Annotated in this window: 8 protein-coding genes; 2 read left to right on the top strand and 6 right to left on the bottom strand. The window is 51.9% G+C overall.

Annotated elements, in window-relative coordinates; genetic code table 11:
• Positions 1 to 5: 5 nt before the first annotated feature.
• Positions 6 to 323, bottom strand: coding sequence for a thioredoxin (trxA, locus tag ACAN56_RS26665; protein ID WP_038596102.1), 318 nt, complete (start codon positions 321 to 323; stop codon positions 6 to 8).
• Positions 324 to 674: 351 nt separating this feature from the next.
• On the opposite strand from trxA, the gene ACAN56_RS26660 reads away from it, so the two are divergent.
• Entirely contained in the window at positions 675 to 833 is a 159-nt protein-coding gene (locus ACAN56_RS26660; RefSeq protein WP_144024388.1) for a YqzM family protein, read from the top strand.
• A gap of 259 nt (positions 834 to 1,092) precedes the next feature.
• On the opposite strand, the gene dnaI is transcribed toward ACAN56_RS26660, so the two are convergent.
• The 3 genes from dnaI to ACAN56_RS26645 form a co-directional block, all read right to left on the bottom strand.
• On the bottom strand, positions 1,093 to 2,049 hold the full coding sequence (dnaI, locus tag ACAN56_RS26655) for a primosomal protein DnaI (RefSeq protein ID WP_038600668.1): 957 nt from the start codon (positions 2,047 to 2,049) through the stop codon (positions 1,093 to 1,095).
• A 24-nt stretch (positions 2,050 to 2,073) separates the two neighbouring features.
• Complete coding sequence (locus ACAN56_RS26650; protein ID WP_038596104.1) at positions 2,074 to 3,615, bottom strand: replication initiation and membrane attachment family protein; 1,542 nt, start codon at positions 3,613 to 3,615, stop codon at positions 2,074 to 2,076.
• A 203-nt stretch (positions 3,616 to 3,818) separates the two neighbouring features.
• On the bottom strand, positions 3,819 to 4,115 hold the full coding sequence (locus tag ACAN56_RS26645) for a YuiB family protein (RefSeq protein ID WP_038596106.1): 297 nt from the start codon (positions 4,113 to 4,115) through the stop codon (positions 3,819 to 3,821).
• 257 nt (positions 4,116 to 4,372) lie between these two features.
• Here ACAN56_RS26645 and hemQ point away from each other — a divergent pair, with 257 nt between their 5' ends.
• Positions 4,373 to 5,131 (top strand): hydrogen peroxide-dependent heme synthase, encoded by a 759-nt coding sequence (hemQ, locus tag ACAN56_RS26640; protein WP_038596109.1) that lies wholly within the window; start codon positions 4,373 to 4,375, stop codon positions 5,129 to 5,131.
• A 121-nt stretch (positions 5,132 to 5,252) separates the two neighbouring features.
• On the opposite strand, the gene ACAN56_RS26635 is transcribed toward hemQ, so the two are convergent.
• Together ACAN56_RS26635 and ACAN56_RS26630 are read right to left on the bottom strand one after the other, a co-directional pair.
• A complete protein-coding gene (locus tag ACAN56_RS26635; RefSeq protein ID WP_379146590.1) occupies positions 5,253 to 11,672 on the bottom strand; it encodes a phosphodiester glycosidase family protein in 6,420 nt (2,139 codons plus the stop codon).
• Positions 11,673 to 11,874: 202 nt separating this feature from the next.
• Entirely contained in the window at positions 11,875 to 12,123 is a 249-nt protein-coding gene (locus tag ACAN56_RS26630; protein ID WP_038596114.1) for a hypothetical protein, read from the bottom strand.

Below are 12,123 nucleotides of genomic sequence, written 5' to 3'. Positions count from 1 at the left end.
TGAAATTATTGATGTTTAGCTACGATATTCTTAAGGGAATCCTTGGAGTTCAGTCCTACAACTTTATCCACGGGTTGGCCGTCTTTGAAGAAAATCAGCGTAGGAATGCTCATTACTCCAAAACGGGAAGCCGTTTCCGGATTCTCATCTACATTCAATTTAGCAATTTTAACGCTGTCTCCCAGCTCGGTGGACAATTCCTCCAGAATAGGGGCAAGCATTTTGCAAGGGCCGCACCAAGGTGCCCAGAAATCTACTACAACAGTACCTTGACCTTCCACTTCGCCGACGAAGGATTGGTCAGACACGTTCACGATAGCCATGATATTGTTCCTCCTTTAAGTTTTGCGAAGCAATATCCGCTTCTATAGCGTACGCTAGTTCGAGCGAATTCACTCCGAAATGTTAGCGGGATAAAAATGTTTCATGTAATATGATAACCAAATTACCATTTACCGACACATCAACAGTATAACATATATACAGTGCTTTTGGGAAATGTTTTAGACAATTACATTGTATAAAATCTATTTTTTGTAAGAGAAACTCATCTTTACATCTCACTGCTGAGTTCGTATACTTGAGGAAAGCGCATTAATTGTCAATGACTTCTCTCACATGTATAACTGTAACCTATTTAAGTGCAGGCATGCAACCGCAAGGAGGAGCAAGCTATGGATGTCAATGCTAAGGTCCGGGACCCGCGGGAACACTTCAATGAGGAGCCCCGCAACGATTTAGGTGATTTATTGGCCGGTTTTTTTGGAATGACGGGATTTATGACGCTTGTTTTCTTCGGAATGGTAATCGTCAAATTCATTCTCTCCGAATAGACAGGCAGGCTTTATCACACAGCGCAAACCTCCAGCCTTTCCCCACAAGGAAAACGCTGGAGGTTTGTTTGTGTCAATCCGGTTTATGGCCCAAGTGGAAACGGCTTTGCCGTCCTTTTTAAGGACGGTACCGTTTCAGCGAGAAATAGAAGGATAAGTTATCGTGTGAAACATATTTTCAAAAAAAACAGCGGCACCTTGGACTTAACGTCCCGGGCTGCCGCTGTTTGTATGTTTATTATAAAGCCGGCTCTTCGCCTTATCTGCCTGTTCCGCGCTGATTCTCCCCGTGCAGGGGAATAACCTCGACAAACGGAGCGATACGATCCATCAGCCGCTGGCCTTTGTAGAGCTCTTCGCCGTCCTTGCTGGTGAAGCTCAGATGCTTCTCCAGACCGTCCAGCGGATAATTTGAGGTATAGAAGGTAGGTTTACGGTTCATCCGGTAGTTGAGGATTGCTCCGAGCACATGGTCGCGGGCCCACGGATTCAGGTTCTCCGCACCGATGTCATCAAAGATAAGCAAATCGCAATTCTTCAGGGTATCGACGGTTTCCTTCAATTTCTGGCCGTCCAGCATGATCGACTTCAGATCCTCGATAAAATCGGGCATGTACACAATCACACCGCTATACCCTGCAACCGCCAGCTCATGGAGCAGGTAACACATCAGGAACGTTTTGCCTGTTCCGAAAGTGCCGTGCAGGTAAATCCCCTGCGAAGTAAGTCCGTTTTCTTTGATTCTTTCAATATAATCAAATATTTTATTCACGGCTGAGGCCCTGCGCGGGTCCTTGCCCATAATATCCATCTCGTCGTAACCGCCGTTCAGCACACGTTCGTCTACATAGAAGCTGCGGATCCGTTTGCGGATGCTGTCCTGATTATCCTGCGCCACCTTAAGATTGCAGGCTGTCTTGCGTTCATATAGATCCGACGAGCCGTTAACGGTCTCAACTGTAAGCTTGCTGTAGTGCCCGGGGAAATCGTTCGGACATTTCTCCAGGCCGGGACAGTTTGCACAGTGGCGGCTCTCCTCGACATATTGATATAACCGGCTCAAGTGAACCTTGAGCCGCGACTCCTCCAGCTCCGGATGCTCAGCCTGCAGCTGCTTGACCAAAGGATGGTTCAGCAGATTCTGCTCAAGATCGCGCGAACGCTGGCGCAGAGCGGAATTGTTCATCGAACGCAGCACTTCGCCCATAGACTCCATTGCCATTTCCGCACCTCGCTTTCTTTACGGCGTCTTCGAAACGCCCTTTTTCTTACTGGCCTTAATCTCGGCCGCTTTCTTCATCATCGCCGCGAATTCCTCTTCCGATACGGTTCCGGCACTGCCGTCATCAAGCACCATTGGAATTTCCGGCTTGGCGGAGCGCCCGTTCTTCGCATAAGAACGCTGGCGTGTTCCGGACGCGCCGGTGGAGCCGGATGCCGCTCCTTTGCCCTTGACCTTCGACTGGTCACGGATGTAGCGTACCGCCTTCTCGTACGTGTTCACCTGCTTCACCAGCATATTGGAGGCGATCGCCTCAACGAAATTGCGGTTCATCCGCTGATCGCCGCCCGAAGCCACCATCGTCATCAGATAGTGAATCAGCACATTGATGACTTCACCGCTGAGTTTGTAGTTCAGATCTATTTTCTCAAAAATATCCATCAGCTGGCCCGGCACCGCACCCGGAAAAAAGGTTTGCAGCAGCCGTGTATAAGGCTCGTTGCGCAGCATCATATTATATTGGTGAATATCGCATTTGGACATGAATTGCGGAGGAACCTCCACATAATATTCCATCTCAACCGACTGCTCCGGCGGAGCAATGGAATCATCGCCTTCCTCAGCCGCAGCTGAGCGCAGCGAGACTACCTTGGCCGCAGCGATCTCCCGTTTCTCCTGCCGCTTCATATCCTGGCGGAAATGCTGGCTCGCCTTGTATTGCAGCGTATCAAGAATGACCTCGCCGTCAGGCGTAAAGACCCCGTCCTCATCCAGCAGGCGGCTTAAATCCTGGGGACTCAGCTCATACTTATGGGCCACATAATTAATGACACCCATCTGGGTATGATCAAAACGCAGCTTCTCAACATGAACCCGGTTGACCGATTCCCTGGGGAACCGCAAAATAATATCGCTGTAGCCGATGGCCGGCTCGCCGCTTTCGCGCGTCCCTGGCTGGCGGACTGTAGCTACCTCGGCCAGCGCCTGCTCCAGCTCATAATCTATCACATGGGTATTCAATTGAAAGATATCATAAAAGGGCAGGGAAATATTCTCTTTGCCAATCGACCGGCGGCTCCATTCCTCCGGCTCGCGGTTCCAGAACTGCTCGCGCAGCGACAGCACAGCGAATTTGCCGATCTTGTCCCGCAGGAGCAGCGTCAAATGCTGAGTTGCAAAAAAGTCAGCCGGCGACAGCGGCGGCAGCAGCTCGTATTCATACATATAATCCTCGGTTTCCCCGACATAGATCCGGCAGGTCTGAAGCAGCCCCACCGCTTCCAGCCGGGAAGCCTGATCCACTAAATATTTGCGGCCCTTCTCATTCGGTTCAACTCCAAGCGTCATAAACAGCCTGCGCTGCTGCTCCACTGTGGAGTAGCCGATTGCTTCAGCCGGAATATGTTCAAACAGCAGCCTGTAAAGGCTGATTGCAAAGGCTCCGACCATCGGCTGATAGACCGAACCCAGCATACGTCCATCCACACTGCTTAGACCGAATTCGCGGGAAACGCAGTACCGATGATGTTCGGTGAAATGATGCAAGTTGCTCATACGCATCTGCGGATACCTCCCCCTTTTCTACACGAATTCATATAGATTTCTATTCTATCACAAAACACCCGGCCGGAAATGTAAAAAAAGAACCAAATAAGGCGCATTTCGCCGCATTATCGGCCCCTTATGAACACTTGCTGGCGATAGCGGGCAAAAAAGAAAAAAACGGCCTGAGTGCAGCCGTTTCTGTGTGATGTAAATCTTTATCAGAACATTTTATAGCCGCCAAGCCGCAGTTTCTGGATCGTCCAGCCGCTGAGCACCGCACCCGCAAGTCCGGCAATCCCCGTAAGATAATCCACAATATGAAAGGTGGACAAATGCTCCCAGAGCGTCATAGCGCTTCTATCCCAGATGGAATAAATTACGATCGGCAGAATGACAATCACGAACAGATATGCGGGAAACCAGGTGGTCTTCATTAACATATTGAGGATAAAGCCAATGCCGAACATCATGACAAAGAATAAAACGGCCAGAACCAACACAGGAATAAATCCCATCGTACCGCCATCCCCTCTCTCTATAAAGAACCGCACACTAAGCCTTAATTAATAGTAAGTTTACTAGAAAAAATGTAACGAAGCAATGAACATTATTGCAGCTCACGCTCCATTCAACTCAAATGCCGGTGTCAGGGTTTGCTCTGGGCCTCCCGCATGCGATACAATGCAAATAGATCAATCGGATCATACATAGAAGCGTATGCTTTCGAAGCTGGTTTTAAGCAAAGTTATTTCTACTTTTAAGGAGTGAGAACATGAACGAAGCCGCTTTGACACTGGAAGGCTGGTATGCACTGCATGACTTCCGCTCGCTGAACTGGACGGCCTGGACGGCTGCCGATGATGAAGAGCGTGCCGTTGCCCTGGAGGAGCTGCATGCTTTTATGCAGGAATGGGGCCCGGTTGAAGAAGCCAAGGAAGGAAGCTCCGCTGTATACGCCATTGTCGGCCAGAAGGCTGATTTCGTGATGATGTTTCTGCGCGAAAGCCTGGAAGCTTTGAATAGCCTTGAGACCGCCTTCAACAAAATCGCCTTTGCCCAATATACCACCAAGTCCTACTCTTACGTCAGTATTGTTGAACTTAGCAACTATGCTGCCGGCGGAAGCGCCGGGGATGGCAGCGATCCCATGCTGAATCCGCATGTGGCAGCCCGCCTAAAGCCGATTCTGCCGCAAGCCAAACATATCTGCTTCTATCCGATGAACAAGAAACGCGAGCTTGCTGACAACTGGTACATGCTCGATATGGAGAAACGCCGTGAGCTGATGTATTCCCATGGCCTAATCGGACGCGGTTACGCCGGCAAGGTAAAACAGATTATTACCGGCTCCGTCGGTTTTGATGATTGGGAATGGGGCGTTACACTGTTCGCCGAGGATGCGCTCCAGTTCAAGAAGCTGGTCTACGAAATGCGTTTCGATGAAGTCAGCGCCCGCTACGGCGAATTCGGCCCTTTCTATGTCGGCAATCTGCTGACTCCGGAGAGCTTCGAAGAGATGCTGAAGCTGTAATCCCCGGACAGCCGCACACTGTATTTCATATCATGGCTTTTATGCCGGGTTCATAGATACGCACAAACAGACCGCAGCCTAACCGCTGCGGTCTGTTTGTGCGTTTACTTTCCGTTACTGCCTATTTCATATACTGGAGCAGATTCACAATCATTTGTGCACTTTCGGCACGTGTACCGTTCTGCTTCGGCTCAAAGCGTCCTGCGGCACGACCCTGCAAGAGACCTAGGCGCACGGCCTCTTCAATAGCCGTCTTGGCCCATTGCGGAGCGTCTGCTGTATCGGCAAAAGCTGCCGCAGTCGAGACTGTGGTCACCTGTGTCTCCGCTGCATACCGGTAAGCGCGAATGAGCATAACTGCCATTTCCTGACGGGTAATTTCAGCTTCCGGCCCAAATGCGGAACCCGACAAACCGTTCACAATTCCGGCCTGCTGCGCCGCAGAAATTGCCTCTGCGTACCACTTGTCCGGCTGCACATCGGCAAACCCTGTAGCCGTATGCCCGCTGAGTCCCAGTGAACGCACCAGCATTGCTGTGAACTCTGCACGGGTAACCGCCCGGTTCGGATCGAACCGTTCTCTAGACACTCCCTGCACAAGCTGTTTGGCAGACAGCTGCTTCACTGCGCCGGTTGCCCAGTGCTCTGCAGGCAAATCACTAAAGCTTTTGTCGTATTGCAGAACCGCATATTTACTGAAATGGCTCACAGCTGTGCTCAGCCTGCCTTCGGTCCATCTACCGCCGGCATACTTAAGCGCCCCGTCTTCTCCAATATAGTAAATACCCAGCAGCTCTTTATTCCCCTGTGGAATTGCCTCATAAGCAATAGTAACCGGTTGTGCAAATTGCGATAAGACAAATTCCTGACCCTGCTTCGTTGTAAGGCTAAGCTTCCATTCCCTCACTTCACTTGCCGCTTCCAGCCGTGCTCCCGACATTTGCGCTGCACGGGTGATCATGGCCTGCGCGGTATCGCTGCCAACTGCTTCAGCAGCCAATGAGATAGTGCTGCCAGGGATTGCGCCTTCCGGTACCTTGCTGCTTAATTCGGCGAGCACTCCGGCAGGAATCACCACGGACAAGCCAGCCGATTGGATTCTAAGCGGAGCCTTGCCAAGCAACTCACCGGCATTCCCTGGCAGGATCAATTCCGTCCAGGCTGGATCGGCTGTAATTACAACTTCCCCTTGCGCATTCCGCTCTCCGGATAACCGGGCAGCTGCAATCTCCACGACTCCGGGTTCCAGCGTTGCCGCAGCTGTCGGAGAAGGAGCAGGGGAGATCACCGCGCCAGGTGCCGGGGGTGAACTCGGTGTTGGCGTTGGTGTTGGCGTCGGTATCGGCGTTGGTACTGGCGTCGGCTCTTGTCCGGCAGCGGTCACCACCAGCCCGTACTCTGCACTCATCCCGTTATACTCCCCACGGACTTTTACTGTTCCTGCACTTAGCGCGTGTATTTCCCCAGACTCGCTAATCTCCGCCACTTTAGGATCGGAGGTTTCGAACAGAACCCCCTTGGCCAGCTTCACAAGGCTGCCGTCACTGTACACGGCTTGAACTACCGCAACGCCCTTGCTTCCCTGTTCCAGGGTTTCCGGGCCTTCGATCTCCAGACCGGTCATAACTGGCGTACCGTCCGTTGACACCGTAAGCTTATACTGGGCGGCCAGTTCTCTGTACGTTACCGAGATCACAGTTGAACCAACAGCATGCGCCTCAACCTGTCCTCGATCGTCAACCGTGGCCACATCAGTATTCTGGCTGGAATAACTCAGCCCTTCAACTACGGCTATCCGCTTTCCGGAGGCATACACAGCTTCAGTTACCGTCTGATCGGTATCTCCCGCCCGTAATACTTGCTTGCCTTGCAGAGAGAGCGACTCCAGAGCATCCACGTCTATCTTGCTCTCCGCATATATAGCAGGGTAGCCTTCAACGGCTGCCCTTACGACTGCCGTCCCCGGCTTAAGGGCGGTCACTAATCCGTAAGTATTAACCGTTACCGTGTTCTCCGGCTGCTCGGAAACAACAGACCAATGGATTTTTACCTTGGAGGCATTGGCAGGAAGCACCTGCGCATGCAGCTGCATACTTTGTCCAGGCTCAAGCAATGCTTCCGTACGGTCCAGTGTAACGGATTCCGGAGCCACTTTGGCAATGACCAGTTGATCAATCTCCTGTCCGTCAACCGTTCGGGCAGTGACGGTAATCCCGTCATTTTTTATTTCAACCGCAGTAAAGATTTGCTCGTCCTCGTCATAAATTTTCTCCTGCCAGAACCTTTCGGTCAGCGCATAGAATTTGGGACCGGATGATCCGCCGATGACATACCGGGTGCCCTCGCCTTCGGCAACCCGCTGCCCTCCGTTCATCGGATAGGAGCGCATATAGATGTGATCATGTCCGTTCATTACGAGATCTACTTTATGCTTGTCAAATACCGGCACCCAGACCTGCTGCACCCGTTCATTGGCATAGATGCTGCCGTAAGGTCCCTGATGGAAGAAAATGATCTTCCACTTCTTGTCCGTGGCTGACAGATCCTGATCGAGCCACTGGGCCTGCTCCTTATACTCCGCCTCGCCATGCTCCGTGTTCATCACCACAAAATGGGTGTCTTTGATATCAAATGAAAAATTTGTTCCCTTAACTCCCGCCGCACCGTTCTGCGGGTTATTGAACTGGGCCAGATAATCCCCGTCACCGTTCGTGCCCATCACTTCATGGTTACCGATAATCGGCACAAGCGAAGTGTGCATTAGCTGTTCCTGTGCAGCTCCGAACCACCAGTTCCACTGCTCCTGCTCGAAGCCCTTGTCGACCATATCTCCTGCATGCACAAGCATTTCCGCATCCGGCATGTACTGGAAAGCCTGCTGCGCAGTATTCTTCCATAGCTCGAAGCCTGCCTGCGAATCCGCCTGCGAATCTCCAATGAAAAGGAACTTGGTAGCTTCACGGTCTCCACCGCTCGTTACAAATGTACCCTGGGCACTTACATTCGCCGCTCCGTCCCCCACCCGGTATACATAAGCCGTTCCCGGTTCAAGATTAGCCGCTTCCGCTTTATGCACGCGCATCGTTCCGTCGTTATTGCTGTTGTAGATGGTGCTCGCGCCTTCAATTCTGAGCACCTTGCTGTCCTCGAAGCCGGTGAACTCAGCTTGCTTGACCAATTCAACTACACTGCCCTCTGTCTGCGGCTGAGTCTGCCAGGCAAAACGCCGGCTGGTATCGGCATCCTCGCCCATGGTCACATTGATGTTGCGAGGGGCTGCCGTGCCGTCATAAGGCGCTACCTTAAACGTCATCACCGGACTATAGGCGTTGCCTTTTACCGCCTGCAGCTTGAACGTCCCTTCCGCTACAGTAGCGGACTTCGTGGTCAGCAGCCCGTCCGCACCGGATACTCCCTCTGCTTCCACACCGTCGATCAGCAGTTTAGCTCCCTGGAAGGCCGCTCCCCCCTCCATTTCACTTACCGAGAAGGAAGCCGCCAGGCCTTTGGCGATCTCATAATGATTCCAGGCCAGCTTAAGCTGCGTCATCACTGTACTTTCAAGTGAAGCACCAATGAAGCTGATCGCCGTTCCGCTGCCCTCTGTCGAGGTGACAGAGCCGGAGGTATTCTCAATGGTCAGCGGTTTGCTTAGCTGTCCTCCAAGCTGTTCCAATGTATAAGGCCCGATATAATCATTGCGGACCGTATATTGAATCTGGCCCAGAAGGTCACTGTCTTCAAGCCCTGCTTCATGGATTCGGTTCAATTTCAGCAGCACTGTACCCTTGGCCGCGTCGATAACCGGTTCGAGCTGGCCTTCTGTCAGCTTGCTGCCTGCAATTACTTTCAGATCGCGGACAGCCGCAGGGTCAAAGGCAAAAGCAACTGAACCCTCCTTCAGCTTATCCGCCTTCTCCGCCGTTATATCCACAGTGTAGGTATTCCCGGCGTATACAACCTCAGGGGTGACATATTTATAGAAGGGAGATCCCAGATTCACTGTGAAATACCATTCCTTAATCGTCTGATTGCCGCTGAGGTCGCGGATCGCAAGCTTCACCTTATGCCGGCCTTCCGCAAGCGGAAGCTTGGGCTTGTACGTAATTTGTCCCTTAGGAGGATAGAAGCCGTGCTCTACGAGCTGGTCGTCAATAAATAACCGCACTTTCGAGGCATCGATTAAAGTAGTTCCCGGATGCGCAACCGGATCGTAGCCGGCATCCTCTCCGTTCACCGAAAGGGCCGGCGTTGCCGTCTTGACCATCTCATTAGCGCCAGGATACTCATTTTTAATGACCGGCGGTGTTTGGTCTTCTTCCAAGGGGCCATAGAGGGCGCGGATATCATCCACATAAATGGCACCCTTTGTTTTTTTCAGATTGCTGGTCTCCATATAACGGACAGGCATATCCATCGACAACGGGGTTGTTTTACCTTTAGGCACCGCCACTTCGACATATTTCCAGCCTGTCCAATTCACACCGTTCACCTGATCAGTGTAATCTACCGGAACCGCCGCATTGTTGCCGTCGCGGATCTGGCCGCGCAGCCAGTGCTTCTGCCCGTCTCCATAGATCCACATACTGATTTTCTCCGGATAACCCGGTATCTGAATCCGATTCTCTGTCGACGTTGCCGCGACATAAGCTCCTGAGGTGCCTGTTTTTCCAATAAAATCATATTCCAGCTTCAGCGCCCTGTCTCCGCTGCGGATAAAGTCCTGATCTGTCACTTCCTCCAGCGTTACGCTGTTGGCTGCCGCACTGGCTGCCTTATATTTGTCGATCCCCGCTTCAAAATTCTCCAGCATAACAGGCGGCAAACCGACATTCACTTCAAAGGAGGTTTCCACACTGCCATATTTCACGTAAATCCTACCGTTTTTTCCGTTCTCATTGCTTGCCTGAAACCACCCGTTCTTATCCACCGTGCCAATTTCACCTTCCACACGCCATTCAAAGCTATGGTTGTCAGCCTGGATAGTCTGTCCGCCCCGCAGCGCCTTTACCGATAACTGAGCGGACTGGCCGGATGTGTATGTCTTGATTTCATCGGGGAATTCCAGCTCCGTCAGCGTTTCGACGACTTCAATCTCGCCTTCTCCCTGCGCATTCCCGGCTCCCGCACTAATTTTGCCTACTCCGGCTGTAGAGCCGGCAGTAAATACACCCTGTTCATTTATAGTCCCCAGAACCGGATCAACTTGCCAATTCAGCGCCCCCGTGTACGCAGCAGGGTGGCCATTTTCATCCATGCCTGCAGCAGTGAAGGTAAAGCTGGAACCTTTCAAAATCCTCTCAGCATTCGGCTGGATCGCAAGCTTCGAGGCCACAGTCAATTCAGGAGCGGTGTTGACGAGCAGCAATCCGTTGCCGGTCTGCCGTTCAAAGCCGTCCGACCCCTGATTCAGCAACTTGACTCCGTTCGTCCCCGGCATTCTCGCCACAAAGGTCGAAGATCCTCCCCCATCCAGATTCATGGCGTATACGACGCCAAGATCCTTGAGGATTTTTGCCAGTTCCTCTGTTTCCACCCCTTCGCTGAACCCGGGAGAACGGCCGTCAATTTCAAAAAGCACAACGCTGCCGTCTGCTTTCGTACCAATGGCTGTCCGCGGATGCACTCCTGCCGGCCCGACACCCGTTTGTACAACCCCGTCTTTGATTAGCGGTCCCTGCCCGCCGATTGCCAGTGCGACATCCTTCCATTCTCCCTTCAGTGCAAATGCGGCAGTGACCTCATCTCCGGGTGCCAATCCTTGCAATACGGACCTGGAGGCGCCATGCGCGGACAGCACCACCTTGCCTTGGGCAAGCGGAGTATCACCTTGGCTTGTCCGGACCTCCGATACCTTCAGCTTCAGGGTTTGTCCGCTTTTGACTTCGCCCTCAGCGATATCCAGTACGATTTCATCGCCATCAGCAGTTGATTTCGTTGAGCTGTTGTAATCCTTCGTATAGAGTACGAGCTGATCCGTATTCCGGTAACGGTTGATACTGTTCAGCGGCGTTGTTTTCCCGTTCCCCGTCACGCTCATAGACAGCTCCGGCTGTCCATAAATAGAGGTTCCATCCGCTTTTAACCCAAAAGCATATGATCCTCCGCTGTTCAGAATAACCCCCTCATCCATAAACAGGCCATTCGGAACACCGGTGGCATAGCCGGATATTTCATAGAAATCACCGTTAATGCCTGCAATTACACGGTTTCCCGGTGCATCCGCATATGTTGCCATACCTGTTACACCCTGCATTCCGTATACCTTGCCGTTTTTCGTTCCGGCCCGCAGCTGCAGGCCTGTATTCTGCGGATTGAACTCCACGGTATGTACTTTTTGCCGTCCTCTTTCATCTTTAATATCCATCCAGGTATAGATCGCACCCGGTGCCAACTCCGTCTTGCGCATATCCATAACCGTGCCGTATTCGCTGGCTGGCAGTTCAGCAATTGCGGCATTCGCCATTGCACCTGGCTGAAACATAGATAAGAGCAACAGAAAAATGATTGCCGGATTGAACTTTCGCAGATGTTTTTGCACTTCGTTATACCCTCCCAGTGGTTGTCGCATTTTGTCTAAATTTGGACAATCTCATAGGGTACATCTTATGTGCTGAACATCAGGAGAGAATAAAATAGGGTAGGTTGTATTGTTAACACTGGCATGAATCTGTTAGTGCGCAGAAAAAAAAACGAAAAGCTCCCCGTCACCGGAAGCTTTCCGTTTCATATTAGGCTTGTTGCTATTCGTCCGTGTCATCTTCCCGTAAGCTCTCCAGATATTCAGCCGTTGCCCGGTCGCGGGCCCGGCCCTTATCCTTCAGGCGTTCGATTGCCGGGAGAATGAGCACATCAATTTCCTTCTGGACATGATAAGCCAGATCATACCGGCTTTGATCCTCGAGATAGGAGCCGGCCTCAATCAGGCCGTTATAACGGTCCAGCTCTTCACGCGTCAACAGTCCGCGAACTTGCACGCTGCAGTGGCGCAT

Source organism: Paenibacillus paludis, from assembly GCF_042610515.1.
Taxonomy (GTDB): domain Bacteria; phylum Bacillota; class Bacilli; order Paenibacillales; family Paenibacillaceae; genus Paenibacillus_AQ.
The sequence above is the reverse complement of the archived record's forward strand: the minus strand, read 5'-3'. Positions and strand labels throughout refer to the sequence as shown.